The organism is Rhodanobacter sp. B2A1Ga4 (assembly GCF_018101315.1).
Classification (GTDB): domain Bacteria; phylum Pseudomonadota; class Gammaproteobacteria; order Xanthomonadales; family Rhodanobacteraceae; genus Rhodanobacter; species Rhodanobacter thiooxydans_A.
On the sequence record NZ_JADBJR010000001.1, the window covers coordinates 1,383,259 to 1,401,105 of the forward strand.

Below are 17,847 nucleotides of genomic sequence, written 5' to 3' on the forward strand. Positions count from 1 at the left end.
GCGGCCGGCCCTGCCATCGTCACCCGTCTCGGTCCTCGGGGAAGTGGCACGCCAGGAGGGACTTGAACCCCCAACCTGCGGTTTTGGAGACCGCTGCTCTGCCAATTGAGCTACTGGCGTAAAACGGAAATTGGGAATAGAGAATCGGGAATGGTAACCGATCTGGAGCGTGTCGTGCTTCGCTCCAGCGATTCCCGATTCCCGACTCTCTATTCCCGGTGTATTACTTGATGACCTTGGCCACCACGCCGGCGCCGACGGTGCGGCCGCCTTCGCGGATGGCGAAACGCAGGCCTTCGTCCATCGCGATCGGGTGGATCAGGCTCACCACCATCTTCACGTTGTCGCCCGGCATCACCATTTCCACGCCTTCCGGCAGCTGGCAGGCGCCGGTCACGTCGGTCGTGCGGAAATAGAACTGCGGACGGTAACCCTTGAAGAACGGCGTATGACGGCCACCCTCGTCCTTCGACAGCACGTAGACTTCGGCTTCGAAATCGGTGTGCGGGGTGATCGTGCCCGGCTTGGCCAGCACCTGGCCACGCTCCACGTCGTCACGCTTCAGGCCGCGCAGCAGCAGACCGGCATTGTCGCCCGCCTGACCCTGGTCCAGCAGCTTGCGGAACATTTCCACGCCGGTCACGGTCGTCTTCTGCGTGTCGCGGATGCCGACCACTTCGATTTCGTCACCGACCTTGATGATTCCGCGCTCGATACGACCGGTCACCACGGTACCGCGGCCCGAGATCGAGAACACGTCTTCCACCGGCATCAGGAACGGCTTGTCGATCGCACGTACCGGCTCCGGGATGTAGCTGTCCAGCGCGTCCACCAGCTTGATGATCGCCGGCACGCCGATCTCGCTCTGATCACCTTCCAGCGCCTTCAGCGCCGAACCGTGGATGATCGGCGTGTCGTCGCCCGGGAAGTCGTACTTGCTGAGCAACTCGCGCACTTCCATCTCGACCAGCTCGAGCAGCTCGGCGTCGTCGACCATGTCCGCCTTGTTCAGGAACACCACGATGTACGGCACGCCGACCTGACGGCTCAGCAGGATGTGCTCGCGCGTCTGCGGCATCGGGCCATCGGCGGCCGAGCACACCAGGATCGCGCCGTCCATCTGCGCCGCACCGGTGATCATGTTCTTCACGTAGTCGGCATGGCCCGGGCAGTCCACGTGCGCGTAGTGGCGGATCGGCGACTCGTATTCCACGTGCGCCGTCGAGATCGTGATGCCGCGCGCCTTCTCTTCCGGCGCCGCGTCGATCGCGCTGTAATCCTTGAACTCGCCACCGAAGCGCTCCGCGCCGACCTTCGTCAGCGCTGCCGTCAGCGTCGTCTTGCCGTGATCCACGTGACCAATCGTGCCGACGTTGACATGCGGCTTGGTGCGTTCGAATTTACCCTTTGCCATGCGCGCTAAACCCCGATGGAGTCAATGAATTGAGAAAACGCCCGTTTCAGGGCCGGCCATGACGGCCGAATGAGTGGTGCTCATGACAGGAATCGAACCTGTGACCTCTTCCTTACCAAGGAAGTGCTCTACCGACTGAGCTACATGAGCAAAGTTTTAGCCATCCTCCATGATGGCAAAGAACAAACCAGCATCCATGCTGGACAATTCAAAAAAGCGTCGATCTATGCAACGACTGCTTCGATCGATGGCACTGGACACTTGTAGCGCAATGGAGCGGAAGGCGGGAATCGAACCCGCGTAATCAGTTTGGAAAACTGATGTTCTACCATTGAACTACTCCCGCCCTGCGCGGAACTCCTGCTCCTGGTCGCGCCACTTTCGCGTCGCGGGTGTCACTTGAAATGCTGGTGGAGGGAGGTGGATTCGAACCACCGAAGGCGTAAGCCAGCAGATTTACAGTCTGCCCCCGTTGGCCGCTTGGGTATCCCTCCAGAATCTTTTTCGAACTTTACTTGTCGCGTGATGCCTGCGTCCGGGAGGTGGATGACTCCGGGCATCCTGCCCTTCGTCTCTTCGGGGCCAGCCCTGCGGGCTGTTCAAATTCGTTCCAGACGAATTTGTCGAACCACCAGAGGCACAAGCCGGCAGATTTACAGCCTGCCACGTTGGCCGCTTGGATATCTGTCCAACAAAGAACGCGTATTGTGTGGATCGGACCCCGAACTGTCAACACCTTGCGGCAGCGATTCCACCCCAGCGAGCGATGTTTCCGCAGATATCGTCAGTCCAGCGAAGCTGCACGCAAGTCGACCAGTTGCTCAATGCCCTTGGACAATTCCAGCAGCTGTTTCGCCTGCGCCTGCAGCCGTCGCTCGTTGTCGTCGCGCGGCTCCCAGCGCGGCACCGGGGTGGGTTTGCCGTCCGGGCTGTCCAGCGCCACGAAGACCATCACGCAACTGGTCGCCAGGCGCTGCTCGTCCTTGCGCAGGTCGCGCGCCAGCACGTCGACCGCCAGGTGCATGCTGCTGGTGCCGGTATGGATCAGGCGCGCCCGCACCGTGACCAGGTCGCCGATCAGGATCGGCGCCACGAACTGGATGCCGCTGACCGAGGCGGTGACGCAATACGCCCCGCTCCAGCCCACCGCGCAGGCATAACCGGCCTGGTCGATCCACTTCATCGCCATGCCGCCATGCACCTTGCCGCCGAAGTTGACATCGGTGGGCTGGGCGAGGAAGCGGAACGTCACTTCGTGCTGTTTTCCGGGCATCGGCTGGCACCTGTCGACGAGATGTCGGGTTCGCATTATGCCCTGACCCGGAAGGCGATCCACGCCGGCGCGTCAGGCCCCGCCCGATGCCGCCAGCGCCCTGCTCCGAAACCGCCGGCACCAGTCGCGGCGAGGTCGCTCAGACGTTGAACAGGAAATGCAGCACATCGCCGTCCTTGACGATGTATTCCTTGCCTTCCTTGCGCAGCCGGCCGGCCGCGGCGGCGCCGGCTTCGCCCTTGTACTGGATGAAGTCGTCGTAGCCGATCGTCTCGGCGCGGATGAAACCCTTCTCGAAATCGCTGTGGATCACACCCGCCGCCTGCGGCGCGCTGGAGCCGCGGCGCAGCTGCCACGCACGCACTTCCTTCACGCCGGCGGTGAAATAGGTCTGCAGGTCGAGCAGCTTGTAGCCGGCGCGGATCACCCGGTTCAGGCCCGGCTCGTCCAGGCCCATGTCCTTCAGGAACTCGTCGCGGTCGGCCTCGTCGAGCTGCGCCAGTTCCTCCTCGATCGCCGCACACACCGGCACCACCTCGGCCCCCTCGGCAACGGCGCGTGCGCGCACGACGTCGAGCAGCGGATTGTTCTCGAAGCCGTCGTCGGCGACGTTGGCGATGTACATCAGCGGCTTCAGGGTGAGCAGGAACAGATCGCGCACCAGCGCCTTCTCTTCCTCGTCCAGACCCAGGCTGCGCGCCGACCTGCCCTCGTTGAGGCCGGCGGACAATTTCTGCAGCACCGGCTTGCGTGCCAGCGCTTCCTTGTCGTTCGCCTTGGCCGCGCGCTCGGCACGGTTCAGCGCCTTGTCCACCGACTCCAGGTCGGCCAGCGCCAGCTCGGTGTCGATCGTCTCGATGTCGGAGATCGGGTCGACCTTGCCGGCCACGTGGATCACGTCGCCCTCGAAGCAGCGCACCACGTGGGCGATCGCGTCCACCTCGCGGATGTGCGCCAGAAACTTGTTGCCCAGGCCTTCGCCCTTCGAGGCGCCGGCGACCAGGCCGGCAATGTCGACGAACTCCACCGCAGTCGGCACCACTTTTTGCGGATTGACGATGGCCGCCAGCGCGTTGAGTCGCGGATCCGGCACCGGCACCACGCCGACGTTCGGCTCGATCGTGCAGAACGGGAAATTCGCCGCGGCGATGCCCGCCTTGGTCAGCGCGTTGAACAGGGTGGACTTGCCGACGTTGGGCAGTCCGACGATGCCGCATTTGATGCCCATGGATAACTCCGAGGTATGTGCTGTTCCGGGCGTCATTCCCACAAAAGCGGGAATCATTGAGCTGCTGCATGCCCCGAGCAAAATGGGTTCCCGCTTGCGCGGGAATGACGGCCGCTACGTTCCAGACGCTGTATGTAGTTGTTGCATCGCCTTGTCGAACTGGCCGTCCACCGCCAGCGGCAGCACGTCCAGCGCGCGGGCGATGCCATCGAGGATCGCATCCTCGTCCGCAGCCGAAGGCCGGCCCAGCACCCACGGCGTGACCTGGTCGCGGTGGCCGGGATGGCCGATACCCACGCGCAGGCGATGGAACCTGCCGTGGCCGAGGTGGGCCATGATGTCGCGCAGGCCGTTCTGGCCGCCGTGGCCGCCGTCGAACTTCAGGCGCACGGTGCCGGGCGGCAGGTCCAGGTCGTCATGCGCAACCAGGCACTGCTCCGGCTCGATCTTGTAGTAGCGCAGCGCCGAGACCACGGCGATGCCGCTCTTGTTCATGAAGGTGGCCGGCTTCAGCAGCCACACCGGTTCGCCGCCGAGGCGCACGCGGCAGGCTTCGCCGTGCAGCTTGCCGTCGAAGGCGAAACGTTCGCCCTGCCCGCTGGCGAGGGCATCAACTAGCCAGAACCCGGCGTTGTGCCGGGTTCGGAGGTATTCGGCACCGGGGTTGCCCAGCCCGACGATGAGTCGCAAACCAGCCATGCGGACAAGCAGCAGTGACGACCCGCGCTCCAGCGGAGCGCGGGTCGACGCGGCTTACTTCTTGTCGTCCTTCTTGGCCGGCGCGGCGGCGGCCGGAGCCGCTGCCGGCGCGGCAGCCTCGGCAGCCGGCGCTTCCTCGACCTCTTCCTGCACCGTGTTGGCCGTGACCACCGCGGTGTCGTGGCCTTCGCCGCCATGCAGCGCGACCAGCTCGACGTTCTTCGGCAGCTTCAGCTGCGACAGGTGGATGATGTCGCCGGGCTTCAGGTCGGCCAGGTCCAGTTCGATGGACTCGGGCAGATCCTTCGGCAGGCAGGTGATTTCCACTTCCGTCAGGTTATGCGAGATCACCACGCCGGAGGTCTTCGCGGCCGCGGACTTCTCCTTGTTCAGGAAGTGCAGCGGCACGCTGACGCGGATCGCTTCCTTCTCGTTCACGCGCAGGAAGTCCATGTGCATCATCAGCTGCTTGAACGGATGCTTCTGCCAGTCGCGCACCAGCACCTTCTGTACCTTGCCGTCGACGTTCAGGTCGAGCACCGAGGAGAAGAACCACTCGTTCTTGGCGGCGAGCAGGATGGTGTTGTGCTCGATCTGGATGCTTTCCGGCGCCTGGCCGGCACCGTAGACGACGGCCGGCACGAAGCTCGCATGACGCAGGCGGCGGCTCGCACCTTTCCCCTCGTCCTTGCGGCTTTGCGCCTTGATTTCATGAGTCTTGGACATTTCGTTACTACCTTGGTTTTTGAAGAACCGCCTCGCGGCGATTTCGTGACTTTTCCGCGACCAGAAAAGCCGGTTACTTCCACGCGGCATCCATGCCGCGAAAAGCTGAGTATCAAGACCGCCCATCCTGGGCGGACTTTCAAATTCTCAATCCACGTACAGCGAACTCACCGACTCGCCGAAGGCGATGCGGCGAATGGTTTCGGCCAGCAGCTCGGCGACCGAGAGCTGGCGGATCTTGGCACAGGCCCGCACTTCCGGGCGCAGCGGCAAAGTATTGGTGACCACCAGCTGGTCGAGATGCGAATTCTCGAGGTTGCTGATCGCCGGGCCGGACAGCACCGGGTGCACGCAGTAGGCGACCACCTTGCGCGCGCCGCGATCCTTCAACGCAGCGGCAGCCGCGCACAGGGTGCCGGCGGTATCGACGATGTCGTCGACCATCACGCAGGTCTTGCCGTCCACGTCACCGATGATGTTCATCACGGTGGAGACGTTCGCGCGCGGCCGACGCTTGTCGATGATCGCCAGGTCGGCATCGTCCAGCCGCTTGGCGATCGCGCGTGCGCGCACCACGCCACCCACGTCCGGGCTGACCACGATCAGGTCGTCCATGCTGTGGTTGCGCCAGATATCGGCCAGCAGCACCGGCGAGGCGTAGACGTTGTCGACCGGGATGTCGAAGAAGCCCTGGATCTGGTCGGCGTGCAGGTCGACCGTCAGCACCCGGTCGACGCCGGCGGCGCCGATCATCCTGGCGGCCAGTTTGGCGGTGATCGGCACCCGCGCCGAGCGCGGCCGGCGATCCTGCCGGGCATAGCCGAAGTACGGGATCACCGCGGTGACGCTGGCCGCCGAGGCGCGCTTCAGCGCATCGGTCAGCGCCAGCAGCTCGAACAGGTTGACCGCGCTCGGCGCGCCGGTCGGCTGGATCACGAACACTTCCTGCTTGCGGACGTTTTCCTCGATCTCGATCTGCACTTCGCCGTCGCTGAACGTGCCGACCAGCGCCTTGCCCAGCGGCACGCCCAGGCGATGGGCGACGTCCTCGGCCAGGGCGCGATGCGCGTTCCCGGTAAACAGCATCATCGGGGTGGACGTGTCCACAGTGGTTACCTCGAAAACTTGGCCATCATGAAATGGCTGGGGCGGCAGGATTCGAACCTGCGAATGCGGGAATCAAAATCCCGTGCCTTAACCAGCTTGGCGACGCCCCAGTGATATTTGTGTATCTGCCGTACCTGATCCGACCCTGCCGCCAACCGTTAAGCCGCGCCCCGATGGCGCGCCACTGCCTCGTGCAGGGGCGACATGTCGACACCGCTGGCCACATGCGCCGTGAATGCCGCCGGACATTGCCGGGCCACCGCCTGCGCCCGCTCCAGCGAACGCAACTCCAGGAACACGCAACCGCCGCTGCCGGAAAGCCGCGCCTGACCGAAACCGCCCAGCCAGTCCTGCGCCGCGGCCACCCGCGGGTGCCGCGCGCGCACCACCGGCGCGAAGGCGTTTTCCGTCGTTTCACCGGAAGCAAAGGACGAAATTGTCGCCCGCGGCGCATTTCGTGTCAATTCAGGCGCTTGAAACAACGCGGCGGTCGGCACCGGTTCGTGCGGGTCAAGCACCACGTAATGACGCGGCGGCAGCGCCAGCGGAGTGAGCTGCTCGCCGACGCCTTCGGCCCACGCCGAACGGCCGCGCACGAACACCGGCACGTCGGCACCGAGCTGGCGCCCCAGTTCCGCCAGCGCATCCTCGTCCAGGCCCAGCCGCCACTGCTGGTTCAGCGCCACCAGCACGGTGGCCGCGTCGGAACTGCCACCGCCCAGGCCGCCACCCAGCGGGATGCGCTTGTCCACTTCGATGTCGGCGCCCAGCGGCGTGCCGGTGCGTTCCTGCAACAGCCGCGCCGCCCGCACCACCAGGTCGGTGGACTCGGGCACGCCCGGCACCTCGCGCGTGCGCCGGACCAGGCCGTCGTCGCGCACGCGCAGGCGCACCTCGTCGCCCCAGTCGAGCAGGCGGAACACCGTCTGCAGCTCGTGGTAGCCGTCCGGCCGCCGGCCGGTGATGCGCAGGAACAGGTTCAACTTGGCCGGCGCCGGCCACACCGTCCACTCGTCCGGCGCAGGCGGCGACAACGATCGACTCATGAACACGCGCAGGTCGTCGGGAAAGCCGTTCTCGCGATCGCGCTCACGTGCGAACGCAAACGTCGGATCGTTCTTGTCGACCGTGGCAAAACCGTGCTTCGCATAGAACGGCGCATTCCATGGCACCTCGGCCAGCGTGCCCAGGTCCATCCGCCGGTAGCCGGCCTCGCGCGCCCAGGCACAGGCGTACTCCACCAGGGCGGCGCCGATGCCGCGCCGGCCGTATTCCGGCACTACGTCGATCTCGGCAATGCCGATCGCGCCATCGGCCAGCTCCGTATCCAGCCAGACGAAGCCGACCGGCGCGCCCGTTCCGTCCCGCGCCACCCACACCAGGCCGCGGCCGATCGCCTGGCGCAGCAGTTCCGGCGGGATCGACACGGCCGCATAACTGGGCCACGCCGGGTGGCCACGGAACAGCTGCACGGCCTTGCGCTCGATCGCGCACAAGGCCTCGACCTGGCTGGGGTCGGCACGTTCGATCGGGAAGGACATGCGAGTTCCGGAATTCGCCAAGCGGCCGCGCGGCCAGCAGAGGGCGCAAAGCCTAACCCAATCGGGCGGGCTTACTGAAACTGCCAGGACTCGATCGACAGCTTCACCTTGTACGGCGCTTTCGCGGCGAACACCTTCGTCGGCAGCGGCGGCTGGCGCGCGTCGTCCCATTCGCGATAGTCGACCACCCAGCCATCCTGCTGCAGCAGCGAGGGCAAGCGGTTCTCGCCGAAGCTCAGTTCGGCCGGACCGCTGTCCGCGCGCAGGCCGAGCACCCAGGCACGCAGGTCGCGCAGCGGCACTTCCCAGCCCAGTGCCTTGCGCATCAGCGCCTCGGCATCGGGGCCACGCAACGGGCCGTGCGCCATGCCTTCCAGCAGGGCGCCGTCCGGACCGCCGCTGAGGCGGAAGTTCATGCCGCTGATCGCCGGCCCGCGCAGCACGAACTCGTACTGCTCGCCGTCCTGGGTCCAGCTGAAGCTGCCGCTGCCGCCGTCCTTGCCGTTGGAAACGCCGAGCCGGCCCTGCAGCACCCAATGATCGGCCTGCGTCAGCGCCCGTTCGCGCGCGAGCTGCGCACCAAGCAGGCCGGCGTCGCCCTTCACACGCACCGCCTGCGGCACGCAGGCGGCAAGCAGCAGCGGCAGGACCACGGCGGCGAAACACAGCCACCGCCTCATGGATGCAACCGCTTCAGGGTTTCCTGCAAGGAGGTGTTGTGCGGGTCGAGCTTGCGCACTTCGTCGAAGACCCGCCGCGCATCCTGCTGGCGACCCTGCTTCCACAGCACCTCGCCAAGGTGCACGCCGACGTCGGCGTCCTTGCGCGCCAGCCAGGCGCCGCGCAGGGTCTGCGCGGCCTGGTCCAGGTGGCCCAGGCGGTACTGCAGCCAGCCCCAGGAATCGGCAATCGCCGGGTCGTCCGGCTTCGCGGCGCGGGCGGCGCGGATCAGTCGCTCGGCCTCGGGCAGGTCGCGGTTCGCATCGGCGAGGGTGAAGCCCAGCGCGTTGCTGGCATCGACGTCACCCGGCTTGAGCTTCAGCAGGTGCTGGAAGTCCTGCACTGCCTGGTCGATCTGGCCGGCTTCCGCATAGGCCAGGCCGCGGCCGTACAGCAACCCGGGATCGTCCGGCACGACTTGCAGCGCGTGGCTGAACGCAGCCTCGGCCTTCGCATAGTTCTGTTCGCGCAGATACAGCTCGGCGTCGGCCTGCCAGGCCTGGCGCAACTGCGCAGGCTGGTCGAGATAGGCCAGTTGCAGCTGCCCCAGCAATTCGTGCGCCTCGGCACGCTTGCCCTGCGTGTGCAGGATCATCGCGCTGCGCAGGTCGGCGTCGAACGCGTGCTCGTCGGTGTCGCTGACCTGGTCGTACCAGGCCAGCGCCTCGGCTTCGCGATGCTGCATCTCGGCCAGCTGGCCAAGCAGGTAGGCGCTGCTTTCGCGGACCTCGGGCGGTGCCTTCTGCAATTCCTGGTACAGCGCCGCCAGCGCCTTGCCGTCCTGTTCGTGCGCGGCCAGTCCGGCGCGCATGGCGAAGACGTCGGCGTTCTGCGGACCATGCGCCAGCAGCCGGCTGGCGCCGGCGTAGTCGCCGGCCTGGCCGAGCATGCCGGCGTAAGCCAGGCGCAGCTGGATGTTCTGCGGCTCCTTCGCCAGCGCTTTCTGCAGCAGTGCACGGGCGCCGTCGTGGTCGCCGTCCTTGAACTTCATCTGCGCCGCCCACGCGTAGGTCTCGGCGCTCTTGAACCGTTGCATCGCGGCGTCGGCAATCTGCACGGCATAGGTATGCCGGCCGAGCCGGTCGCCCAGCTCGCTCATCGCCAGCCACGCCTGCGCGTCACCCGGCAAACGCTGCGGCGTGGCCAGCGCCTCCAGCAGGCGAGCCGCCTGGGCCTGGTCGCGGGCACCCACCAGCACGCGGCCGAACTGGCGCCAGGCGTCCTTGTCGCCGCTGCCGATCAGGAGTTCCAGCTGGCGCCGCGCCTCGGTCGTATCGCCGCGGTCCAGCGCCAGCTGGGCCCGCGCCTGGGCCATCGCGGCGGGCCTGGCGCCCAGCGCCTGCCAGCGATCCAGTGCGCGCCGGGCGGCAGCGTCGTCATGCACGGCAATTGCCAGCCCGGCGGCGCGCTCGGCCACCTGCGGGTCGTTGCTCAAGGCCATCGCCTTGTCGTAATGGCCGGAGGCGGCCTTCAGGTCGGTGCGGGTCAGCGCCATCTCGCCGGCCAGCAACTGCGCCAGCACGTCGTGGTCGGCGTCCGGGGTGACCACCGTCAGGTGCGCCAGCGGCTGCGGCGTGGAGACCGTTTTCGGGGCGGAACGCAGTGGCGCGGCGGCGCAGCCGGCCAGGCCCAGCACCAGCGTCGTTACTGCCGTAAAATGCCGCAGTTGCTTGAACTTGCCTGCCCCGCTCCGCACACTACCGTCCATCCACATGCCTGCTCTGGTCACCGCCTGGCGACGTCGCGCCAAGCTTAGCCTACGTCGCCAGCCCCCTGCCGCCGAGATGTTCCGACCACCATGCCGCTGATCGCCCTCGGGCTCAATCACCTCACCGCGCCGGTCAGCCTGCGCGAGCAGGTGGCGTTCGATGCGGACGCCGCCGGCGAGGCCCTGCACGAACTGGCGCGCGAGCCCGGCGTGGAGGAGGCGATGATCCTGTCCACCTGCAATCGCACCGAACTGTATGTTGGCGTCGCGGCAGGCGCGGAGGACATCCCGCAGGCATGGCTGAATCGTCATCACCATCTGACCCCCGGCAAGCTGGATGAGTTCCTGTACCGGCACGACGAGGACGACGCGGTGCGCCACATGTTCCGCGTCGCCACCGGGCTGGATTCAATGGTGCTGGGCGAGCCGCAGATCCTCGGCCAGGTGAAGGACGCCTACCAGCTCGCGCGCGACGCGCAGTCGCTGAAGGCGCCGATGGACCGCCTGCTGCAGCACACCTTCGCCGTCGCCAAGCGTGTGCGCACCGACACCCGCATCGGCGCGCACACGGTGTCGGTCGCATTCACCGCGGTGCGCCTGGCCGAGCAGGTGTTCACCGACCTGAAGCACGCCTGCGTGCTGCTGATCGGCGCTGGCGACACCATCGAACTTGCCGCGCGGCACCTGGCCGAGAAGCAGGTGCGCCGCCTGATCGTCGCCAACCGCACGCCGGAGACCGCGCAGGAACTGGCCGGCCGCCACGGCGGCTACGCGATCGCGCTGGCCGACCTGCCGCAGCACCTGGCCGAAGCCGACATCGTGATCTCCTCCACCGCCGCGCGGCAGCCGATCGTGACCCGCGCGATGGTCGAGCAGGCGATGGCCGCGCGCAAACGCAAGCCGATGTTCATGGTCGACATCGCGGTGCCGCGCGACATCGAGGCCGGCGTGGGCGAGTTGCCCGACGTCTACCTCTACGGCATCGACGACCTGCGCCAGGTGATCGACGACAACCTGCGCTCGCGCGCCGCCGCCGCGCAGGAGGCCGAGGCGATCATCGACCTGCAGGTGGAACGTTACATGGGCTGGCGCCGCGCGCTGACCCTGAAGAACCCTGCGCTGGACATGCGCCAGCATGCCGAGGTCTACCGCGACGAAGTGCTGGGCAAGGCCCGCGCCATGCTGGCCCACGGCAAGTCGCCGGACGAGGCGCTGGCCTTCCTCGCCAACACGCTGACCAACAAGCTGCTGCACCACCCCAGCGCGCGCCTGCGCGAGGCTGCACTCTCCGGCGACCTCGACCTGCTGCATGCAGCGGGCCGACTGTACGGGCTGGACGACGAACAGGCCGGGACGCGGGACGAATAGCGAGGGCGGCTTGCTGCCGCCTGCCGCGCATGTCCGCAACGATGAAGCCGCGCCCGCTTCATCGCCCGTCCCTCTTCCATCACCCTGCAGCCCATGACCCCATCGATCCGCCGCAAGCTCGAAGCACTGGCCGAGCGCCATGAGGAAATCGGCCTGCTGCTGTCGCAGCCCGAGGTGCTCGCCGACAACACGCGCTTCCGCGAGCTGTCGCAGGAGTACGCCCAGCTCGAACCGGTCGCCGCCTCGCTGCGCGAGCACGACCGGGCCGAGCGCGAACTGGCCGAAACCCGCGCGATGCTGGACGACCCCGAGCTGCGCGAAATGGCCGGCGACGACGTGCGCCGGCTGGAACAGCGCCTGCTCGACCTCGACGGCGAGCTGCAGCTCCTGCTGCTGCCGAAGGACCCGCGCGACGAGGCCAACCTGTATCTCGAGGTGCGCGCCGGCACCGGCGGCGACGAGGCGGCGATCTTCGCCGGCGACCTGCTGCGCATGTACCTGCGCTACGCCGAAAGCCGCCGCTGGCACGTCGAGATCCTCAGCGAGCACGCCGGCGAGCACGGCGGTTACAAGGAGGTCGTGGCGCGCGTCGAGGGCAAGGGCGCGTACTCGCGGCTGAAGTTCGAATCCGGCACGCACCGCGTGCAGCGCGTGCCGGAAACCGAGTCGCAGGGGCGCATCCACACCTCGGCCGCGACCGTGGCGATCCTGCCGGAACTGGACGAGATCGACGAGATCGAGATCAACCCGGCCGACCTCAAGGTCGACACGTTTCGTGCGTCGGGAGCGGGCGGCCAGCACGTCAACAAGACCGACTCGGCGATCCGCATCACCCACCTGCCCACCGGCACCGTGGTGGAGTGCCAGGACGAACGCAGCCAGCACAAGAACCGCGCCCGCGCGATGAGCCTGCTCAAGGCGCGCCTGCTCGACGAGGCACAGGGCAAGCAGAGCGCGGCGCAGGCGCAGGAACGCCGCCTGCAGGTCGGCTCCGGCGACCGCAGCCAGCGCATCCGCACCTACAACTATCCGCAGGGCCGGATCACCGACCACCGCATCAACCTCACCCTGTACCGCCTGCCCGAGATCATGCAGGGCGAGCTGGGCGAACTGATCGACACGCTGACCCGCGAGCACCAGGCCGACCAGTTGCAGGCACTCGGCGGCACCTGAACCTTGCCGTCACGGCGTGCTGGATTACCCTGCAGTCACCCCTTGCCCCCGTCGTCATTCCGGCGAAGGCCGGAATCACATCTGCCTTTCGTACACCGCAAGTGCGATTCCGGCCTTCGCCGGAATGACGAGGTTGAGAAGTTTCGAGGCTGAATACCCATGAGCAAGCACTACCGCAAGGCGATCGAGACACTGCAGCTCGACCTGATCCGGCTGCAACACGGCCTGCGCAGCAGCGGCAAGCGCCTGCTGGTGATCTTCGAAGGCCGCGACGCCGCCGGCAAGGGCGGCACCATCAAGGCCATCACCGAGAGCCTGGACACCCGTGGCTACCGCATTGCCGCACTCGGCAAGCCCAGCGAGACCGAAGCCACCCAGTGGTACTTCCAGCGCTACGTCGCCCACCTGCCCAGCGCCGGCGAATTCGTGCTGTTCGACCGCAGTTGGTACAACCGCGCGGTGGTGGAGCCGGCGATGGGCTTCTGCAGCAGCACGCAGTACGAGGCCTTCCTTGACGCCGTGCCGGCGTTCGAGAAGCTGCTCGCCGACGACGGCATCATCCTCATCAAGTACTGGCTGGCGGTGGACCAGGCCGAGCAGGAGCAGCGCTTCGCCGAGCGCGCCGACGATCCGCTGAAACGCTGGAAGCTCTCGCCGGTGGACCTGGTCGCGCGCCAGAAGTACGCCGAGATGGGCCGGTTGCGCGACGTGATGATCGAGCGCACGCATGCCGAGCACGCACCGTGGTTCGTGGTGGATTTCAACGATCAGAAGCGCGGCCGGATCAACCTGATCCGTCACCTGCTGCAGCAAGTGCCGCTGCACGAGGAAGCCGTGCCTGCGGTGAAGCTGCCGAAGCTCAAAGGCAAGCCGAAGGCCGAGCACGTCACCAACCAGGCGCTGTGGGTACCCGATACGTTCTAGCCGGTGTGGAAGCCGTGCAGATCCTGCTCCGGCAAGTCCTCGCGGCTGACCATCTCGACCCGCGCCGCCGGCGGCCCCTGCCGCAGCCAGCATTCCAGCGCGTCGAGCGCCGCGGCCGTACCGCACGCCAATACCTCAACGCTGCCGTCGGCACGATTCCTCGCGTGTCCGGCCAGCCCGTGCGCCAGCGCCTGCTCGCGGGTGCTGGCGCGATAGCACACGCCCTGCACCCGGCCGCTGACGATGAAGCGCGCGGTGGGCATCACTTGCCTCCGATCAGCCCTTCCAGCGACGCCTCGGTCACCGGTCCCACGATGTGTTTGGCCACCTTGCCATCGGGGCTGATCAGGTAGGTGGTGGGCAGCCCGCGCGGCTCGTCGAAATCCTTCGGCGGCTGGTCCATGGTGACCTGGGCGATCGGGTACACCACCGGGTGCTTGGTCAGGAACGCCTTGATGTCGGCTGGCTCGCTGTCTTCGTAGGCCAGCCCGATCGCGGCGACGTTCTTGTGCGCGGCGACGAAACGCGAGATGTCCGGCATCTCCTTGATGCACGGCACGCACCAGGTCGCCCAGTAGTTGACGATCACCCACTTGCCGCGCTGCGCGGCCAGGTCGAAGGTCTTGCCGTCCAGCGTGGTGACGTGCAGGGTCGGCTGCGCCGGCATCGCCGCCTGTGCGGGCGCGGCAAACGCGAGCGCCACGGCCAGCACGGCCGCCGGGCGGGACAGGAAAGAGAGCAAGGTCATGCGGGAAGTTCCTCGGTGTCAGCCGCCGGGTCGGCGGCAGGGGGATAGATCTGGTCGAGCCGGGCACCCAGCTTCGCCTGCAGCGCGGCGGCCAGTTCGGCCAGCAGCGCCAGCAGCTCCGGCGGCAGCGCGATGCCCAGCGCGACGGCCTCTTCCTGCGGCTGCAGCGGCAGGCGGTAGTCGGTGTGCCGGTACACGCGCAGCAGGTCCGTGCTGTCCAGGCTGCGGCACAGCAGCCAGCCGCCGGTTTCGCCGCGCCGGATCAGTTCGGCCCGCTGCAGGTCGTCGAAGTAATCGGCGATCAGCGCGCTGCGCAGGTACGGTTCGCGCACGCGCAGGTCGGCCAGGTCCACGCTGCCACCGCTGCGCTGCGCCTCGACGAAGTGCCCCAGTACCACCAGCAGGCCGAGGAATTCGCTGCCTTCGGGCAGCGTCTGCATCGGCGCGTGGTACTCGAACGCGGACGCCGACGCGGCGATCGACGCGGCCAGGATCACGATCACCCACGACAGGTAGACCCACAGCAGGAAGATCGGGATCGCCGCCAGCACGCCGTAGATCTGCTGGTAGGTCTGCGCCTGCTGCACGAACTGGCCGAAGCCCCAGCGCGCGATCTCGAACAGCACCGCGCCGAGCAGCGCACCGATCGCCGCGTCGCGGCGCGACACCCTGCAGTTCGGGATCACCGAGTACATCAGCCACAGCGTGAAGAAGGTCACCACGAACGGCAACGTGCTCAACAGGCCTTGCGCGACGCCGCCGAGCTGATCGGCGGCGCTGTGCAGAAGCGGCGCCGCGGTCACGTAGGAAGTCACCGCGATGCCGCCGACCACCAGGATCGGCCCCAGCGTCAGCGCCGCCCAGTACAACAGCAGGCGGGAACTCCAGCTGCGCGGCTGGTGCACACGCCAGATCCGGTTCAGCCGATCCTCGATGCTGATCATCATCGACAGCGCGCTGAACAGCATCACCAGGATGCTGATGCCGGTGAGCTTGCTGGCGTTCGCCGCGAAGCCCAGCATGGTCGCCTGCACCGCCTCGCCGGTCGACGGCACGAAATTGTTGAACACGAAATTGATCAGCGTGTCGCGCGCCGGCTGGAACACCGGAAACGCCGAGAACATCGCGAACATCGCCACCGTCAGTGGCACCAGCGAGACCAGGGTGGTGTACGACAACGCACCCGCCGTCTCGAAGCACTTGTCGTCGACGAAGCGCTGCCAGATGAAGCGGCTGAAACTCTTCGTGCGCTCGTGGTTGAAACGCCGGATCATCGCTGTCCTTTCGCTGGCGGCCGGGCGGACCGCCAACATCGTGGGTACCGGCCGGTACACTAGCGTATTGGCTGTGAATGCCTCAAACGCGCGAGTCGACGCCGCATGAATCACGAAATCCTGGTCCTGTACTACAGCCGCAGCGGCCACACCGCCCAGCTGGCGCGCCTGATCGCTCGCGGCATCGAGGAAGTGCCCGGCATGCGCGCACGCCTGCGCCAGGTGCCGCCGGTGGCGCCGGTGACCGAGATCGCGCAACCGCCCGAACCCGAGGACGGCGCGCCGTACGCCGCCAAGCAGGACCTGCTCGACTGCATCGGGCTCGCCATGGGCAGCCCCACCCGCTTCGGCAACATGGCCGCGCCGCTGAAACACTTCCTCGACACCACCGGCGCCGAGTGGGCCAGCGGCGCGCTGGTCGGCAAGCCGGCCGTGCTGTTCACCTCCACCAGCACCATGCACGGCGGCCAGGAATCCACCCTGCTGTCAATGGCGCTGCCGCTGCTGCATCACGGCATGCTGCTGCTCGGCGTGCCGTACACCGAGCCGGCATTGACCAGCACGCAGAGCGGCGGCACCCCGTATGGCGCCAGCCACGTCGCCGGCGCCAAGGGCGACAACCCGATCAGCGAACACGAACGCGAGCTGGCCCGCGCGCTGGGCCGCCGCCTCGCCGACGTGGCCCGCCGCCTGGCGGCCACGCCATGAGCGCCGCTACGCGCGCCCCCATCCTGCCGGTCTATCGCGTCGGCCTGGCCGCCTGGGCCTTGCTCGTCGTGCTACAGCTCGTCTGGCACGCCTGGCTGGTACCGCCGCAGAGCCTGCCGCTGCTTCTGGTACTCGCGATCACCGTCGTCCCGCTGCTGTTGCCCCTGTTCGCCCTGCGCAACGTACGCCGCGCCCTGCTCTGGGTCGGCATCCTCAGCCTGTTCTACTTCAGCCACGGCGTGGCCGAGGCGTGGAGCTCGGCCGGGGAGCGCTGGCTGGCGGTGGCGGAGATTGTGTTGACGGTGTTGTTGATCGGGGCGTTGGGGGCTGGGGTGAAGCGCAAGCCCCGAGGCGGGGATACTGCCTGACACTTGGAAAGAGAACCTGACCCGGTTTGCTGGACCCCGTTTGCTGCGTACCTCACCAGGCCTCTTCGGCGAAATCTCCTGCGGAGATGCTGGCGAAGATCTCGCTCACCGTGTCCCTTGGAGCCGGCGACCGTACCTTCTCACGCTCGCGATTGCGTTCCGTCCATGCCGCGGTCAGCTGGTCGACGTCCCGCAGTCCGGTCTCTTTGGCGAACTCCACATAGGGCATGACCCTCGCGTAAGAGCAGTTGTCCATGTCGAACTGGAAGTTCACCGTAAAGACGCGCGATGACGACTGCCAGCCGTCCCTGGCCGACCAGCCATCACGTACGGCATCGCCATCATGGTCGAGCGAATCATCTTCCGCACTGGCTAACTCCCAGCAATCCCCTGAAACATCCTTCCATCGTGCGGCGTGAGCCGGATCGAAGAATCGAGGCTCTATGTTTGCCAGTCCAGCAAGGACGCCAACTAGGTTCGTGTAGATCAGCGAAGCAGCAACGCGATAAACGACGTGCGCCTTGCCGGTGCAGAGGACGAAGACCGTGCGCCACCGATCACGATTGATGTCGTGGAAGTCGCGGCCGTCGACCTCTATGGCAATGCGTCGGCCCGATGGATGTACGAGCAGCATGTCGAGGCGGAAGGGCCCGGCAGCTGTGTCCACCCACGCCTGCGTGCTGAATGTCACGCCAGCAGCCAAGGAGCCCGCAATTCGCTCGCCTAGCGATTCCTCCGGTGGACTCTCATACGCGTACCGGATGACTTCTAGCCGCGCAAGCGTCTCACTGATGTGTTTGATGGCCATGAGTGAATGGTACGCGCCTGTGCCTCATCACTCGAGACAAGAAGTCTGTGGATAAGCTGT

At 66.9% G+C, this 17,847-nt stretch carries 18 protein-coding genes and 5 tRNA genes; 5 read left to right on the top strand and 18 right to left on the bottom strand.

What is annotated here, in order from left to right:
• Positions 1 to 44: 44 nt before the first annotated feature.
• The 14 genes from IMW82_RS06515 to IMW82_RS06580 form a co-directional block, all read right to left on the bottom strand.
• A tRNA-Trp gene (locus IMW82_RS06515) sits at positions 45 to 120 on the bottom strand.
• A 103-nt stretch (positions 121 to 223) separates the two neighbouring features.
• Positions 224 to 1,414 (bottom strand): elongation factor Tu, encoded by a 1,191-nt coding sequence (tuf, locus tag IMW82_RS06520; RefSeq protein WP_108473169.1) that lies wholly within the window; start codon positions 1,412 to 1,414, stop codon positions 224 to 226.
• A 74-nt stretch (positions 1,415 to 1,488) separates the two neighbouring features.
• A tRNA-Thr gene (locus IMW82_RS06525) sits at positions 1,489 to 1,564 on the bottom strand.
• 122 nt (positions 1,565 to 1,686) lie between these two features.
• Positions 1,687 to 1,760, bottom strand: a tRNA-Gly gene (locus tag IMW82_RS06530).
• Between the two features lie 62 nt (positions 1,761 to 1,822).
• A tRNA-Tyr gene (locus IMW82_RS06535) sits at positions 1,823 to 1,908 on the bottom strand.
• Between the two features lie 290 nt (positions 1,909 to 2,198).
• Positions 2,199 to 2,687 (bottom strand): acyl-CoA thioesterase, encoded by a 489-nt coding sequence (locus IMW82_RS06540; protein WP_108470677.1) that lies wholly within the window; start codon positions 2,685 to 2,687, stop codon positions 2,199 to 2,201.
• A gap of 139 nt (positions 2,688 to 2,826) precedes the next feature.
• The gene (gene ychF, locus IMW82_RS06545) at positions 2,827 to 3,915 is read right to left on the bottom strand and encodes a redox-regulated ATPase YchF (protein WP_108470678.1); all 1,089 of its coding nucleotides are present in this window, start codon (positions 3,913 to 3,915) and stop codon (positions 2,827 to 2,829) included.
• A gap of 114 nt (positions 3,916 to 4,029) precedes the next feature.
• Positions 4,030 to 4,614, bottom strand: coding sequence for an aminoacyl-tRNA hydrolase (gene pth, locus IMW82_RS06550; RefSeq protein WP_108470679.1), 585 nt, complete (start codon positions 4,612 to 4,614; stop codon positions 4,030 to 4,032).
• Between the two features lie 54 nt (positions 4,615 to 4,668).
• Positions 4,669 to 5,340 (bottom strand): 50S ribosomal protein L25/general stress protein Ctc, encoded by a 672-nt coding sequence (locus IMW82_RS06555; protein WP_211004052.1) that lies wholly within the window; start codon positions 5,338 to 5,340, stop codon positions 4,669 to 4,671.
• A 147-nt stretch (positions 5,341 to 5,487) separates the two neighbouring features.
• Positions 5,488 to 6,429 carry a ribose-phosphate diphosphokinase gene (locus tag IMW82_RS06560; protein ID WP_199909806.1) on the bottom strand — a complete coding sequence of 314 codons (942 nt, stop codon included), beginning with the start codon at positions 6,427 to 6,429 and terminating at the stop codon, positions 5,488 to 5,490.
• A gap of 51 nt (positions 6,430 to 6,480) precedes the next feature.
• Positions 6,481 to 6,557 (bottom strand) — tRNA-Gln (locus tag IMW82_RS06565).
• Positions 6,558 to 6,605: 48 nt separating this feature from the next.
• Positions 6,606 to 7,988, bottom strand: a complete 1,383-nt coding sequence (gene ispE / locus IMW82_RS06570) for a 4-(cytidine 5'-diphospho)-2-C-methyl-D-erythritol kinase (protein ID WP_211004053.1) — start codon at positions 7,986 to 7,988, stop codon at positions 6,606 to 6,608.
• Between the two features lie 71 nt (positions 7,989 to 8,059).
• The gene (gene lolB / locus IMW82_RS06575) at positions 8,060 to 8,668 is read right to left on the bottom strand and encodes a lipoprotein insertase outer membrane protein LolB (RefSeq protein ID WP_211004054.1); all 609 of its coding nucleotides are present in this window, start codon (positions 8,666 to 8,668) and stop codon (positions 8,060 to 8,062) included.
• On the bottom strand, positions 8,665 to 10,422 hold the full coding sequence (locus tag IMW82_RS06580; protein WP_244754242.1) for a tetratricopeptide repeat protein: 1,758 nt from the start codon (positions 10,420 to 10,422) through the stop codon (positions 8,665 to 8,667). Before IMW82_RS06580 ends, lolB begins: the two co-directional genes overlap by 4 nt.
• An 84-nt stretch (positions 10,423 to 10,506) precedes the next feature.
• Between IMW82_RS06580 and hemA the strand changes: the two genes are divergently transcribed.
• The 3 genes from hemA to ppk2 all read left to right on the top strand — a co-directional run bounded on the left by hemA (position 10,507) and on the right by ppk2 (position 13,881).
• Positions 10,507 to 11,784 carry a glutamyl-tRNA reductase gene (gene hemA / locus IMW82_RS06585; RefSeq protein WP_211004055.1) on the top strand — a complete coding sequence of 426 codons (1,278 nt, stop codon included), beginning with the start codon at positions 10,507 to 10,509 and terminating at the stop codon, positions 11,782 to 11,784.
• A gap of 93 nt (positions 11,785 to 11,877) precedes the next feature.
• Positions 11,878 to 12,957, top strand: a complete 1,080-nt coding sequence (prfA, locus tag IMW82_RS06590; protein WP_211004056.1) for a peptide chain release factor 1 — start codon at positions 11,878 to 11,880, stop codon at positions 12,955 to 12,957.
• A gap of 159 nt (positions 12,958 to 13,116) precedes the next feature.
• The gene (gene ppk2, locus IMW82_RS06595; protein ID WP_211004057.1) at positions 13,117 to 13,881 is read left to right on the top strand and encodes a polyphosphate kinase 2; all 765 of its coding nucleotides are present in this window, start codon (positions 13,117 to 13,119) and stop codon (positions 13,879 to 13,881) included.
• Here ppk2 and IMW82_RS06600 read toward each other — a convergent pair.
• Genes IMW82_RS06600 through IMW82_RS06610 form a run of 3 tightly spaced genes read right to left on the bottom strand, consistent with a single transcriptional unit; the run spans position 13,878 to position 15,903 of the window.
• Entirely contained in the window at positions 13,878 to 14,144 is a 267-nt protein-coding gene (locus IMW82_RS06600) for an acylphosphatase (protein WP_211004058.1), read from the bottom strand. The two genes, ppk2 and IMW82_RS06600, sit on opposite strands and share 4 nt — an antisense overlap.
• The gene (locus IMW82_RS06605; protein ID WP_211004059.1) at positions 14,144 to 14,629 is read right to left on the bottom strand and encodes a TlpA disulfide reductase family protein; all 486 of its coding nucleotides are present in this window, start codon (positions 14,627 to 14,629) and stop codon (positions 14,144 to 14,146) included. The genes IMW82_RS06600 and IMW82_RS06605 overlap by 1 nt, the downstream gene beginning before the upstream one ends.
• On the bottom strand, positions 14,626 to 15,903 hold the full coding sequence (locus IMW82_RS06610) for a YihY family inner membrane protein (protein WP_211004060.1): 1,278 nt from the start codon (positions 15,901 to 15,903) through the stop codon (positions 14,626 to 14,628). The genes IMW82_RS06605 and IMW82_RS06610 overlap by 4 nt, the downstream gene beginning before the upstream one ends.
• 105 nt (positions 15,904 to 16,008) lie before the next feature.
• On the opposite strand from IMW82_RS06610, the gene wrbA reads away from it, so the two are divergent.
• The gene (gene wrbA / locus IMW82_RS06615; protein ID WP_211004061.1) at positions 16,009 to 16,611 is read left to right on the top strand and encodes an NAD(P)H:quinone oxidoreductase; all 603 of its coding nucleotides are present in this window, start codon (positions 16,009 to 16,011) and stop codon (positions 16,609 to 16,611) included.
• Positions 16,608 to 16,979 (top strand): DUF2069 domain-containing protein, encoded by a 372-nt coding sequence (locus IMW82_RS06620; protein ID WP_211004062.1) that lies wholly within the window; start codon positions 16,608 to 16,610, stop codon positions 16,977 to 16,979. The genes wrbA and IMW82_RS06620 overlap by 4 nt, the downstream gene beginning before the upstream one ends.
• A 52-nt stretch (positions 16,980 to 17,031) precedes the next feature.
• Here IMW82_RS06620 and IMW82_RS06625 read toward each other — a convergent pair whose 3' ends face one another.
• Positions 17,032 to 17,787, bottom strand: coding sequence for a hypothetical protein (locus IMW82_RS06625; RefSeq protein ID WP_211004063.1), 756 nt, complete (start codon positions 17,785 to 17,787; stop codon positions 17,032 to 17,034).
• Positions 17,788 to 17,847: the final 60 nt, after the last annotated feature.

Bases quoted from the DNA above. Each gene is read 5' to 3' on its own strand.
- tuf (WP_108473169.1), bottom strand. From the start codon at position 1,414: ATGGCAAAGGGTAAATTCGAACGCACCAAGCCGCATGTCAACGTCGGC.
- IMW82_RS06540 (WP_108470677.1), bottom strand. From the start codon at position 2,687: ATGCCCGGAAAACAGCACGAAGTGACGTTCCGCTTCCTCGCCCAGCCC.
- ychF (WP_108470678.1), bottom strand. From the start codon at position 3,915: ATGGGCATCAAATGCGGCATCGTCGGACTGCCCAACGTCGGCAAGTCC.
- pth (WP_108470679.1), bottom strand. From the start codon at position 4,614: ATGGCTGGTTTGCGACTCATCGTCGGGCTGGGCAACCCCGGTGCCGAA.
- IMW82_RS06555 (WP_211004052.1), bottom strand. From the start codon at position 5,340: ATGTCCAAGACTCATGAAATCAAGGCGCAAAGCCGCAAGGACGAGGGG.
- IMW82_RS06560 (WP_199909806.1), bottom strand. From the start codon at position 6,429: ATGATGCTGTTTACCGGGAACGCGCATCGCGCCCTGGCCGAGGACGTC.
- ispE (WP_211004053.1), bottom strand. From the start codon at position 7,988: ATGTCCTTCCCGATCGAACGTGCCGACCCCAGCCAGGTCGAGGCCTTG.
- lolB (WP_211004054.1), bottom strand. From the start codon at position 8,668: ATGAGGCGGTGGCTGTGTTTCGCCGCCGTGGTCCTGCCGCTGCTGCTT.
- IMW82_RS06580 (WP_244754242.1), bottom strand. From the start codon at position 10,422: ATGTGGATGGACGGTAGTGTGCGGAGCGGGGCAGGCAAGTTCAAGCAA.
- hemA (WP_211004055.1), top strand. From the start codon at position 10,507: ATGCCGCTGATCGCCCTCGGGCTCAATCACCTCACCGCGCCGGTCAGC.
- prfA (WP_211004056.1), top strand. From the start codon at position 11,878: ATGACCCCATCGATCCGCCGCAAGCTCGAAGCACTGGCCGAGCGCCAT.
- ppk2 (WP_211004057.1), top strand. From the start codon at position 13,117: ATGAGCAAGCACTACCGCAAGGCGATCGAGACACTGCAGCTCGACCTG.
- IMW82_RS06600 (WP_211004058.1), bottom strand. From the start codon at position 14,144: ATGCCCACCGCGCGCTTCATCGTCAGCGGCCGGGTGCAGGGCGTGTGC.
- IMW82_RS06605 (WP_211004059.1), bottom strand. From the start codon at position 14,629: ATGACCTTGCTCTCTTTCCTGTCCCGCCCGGCGGCCGTGCTGGCCGTG.
- IMW82_RS06610 (WP_211004060.1), bottom strand. From the start codon at position 15,903: ATGATCCGGCGTTTCAACCACGAGCGCACGAAGAGTTTCAGCCGCTTC.
- wrbA (WP_211004061.1), top strand. From the start codon at position 16,009: ATGAATCACGAAATCCTGGTCCTGTACTACAGCCGCAGCGGCCACACC.
- IMW82_RS06620 (WP_211004062.1), top strand. From the start codon at position 16,608: ATGAGCGCCGCTACGCGCGCCCCCATCCTGCCGGTCTATCGCGTCGGC.
- IMW82_RS06625 (WP_211004063.1), bottom strand. From the start codon at position 17,787: ATGGCCATCAAACACATCAGTGAGACGCTTGCGCGGCTAGAAGTCATC.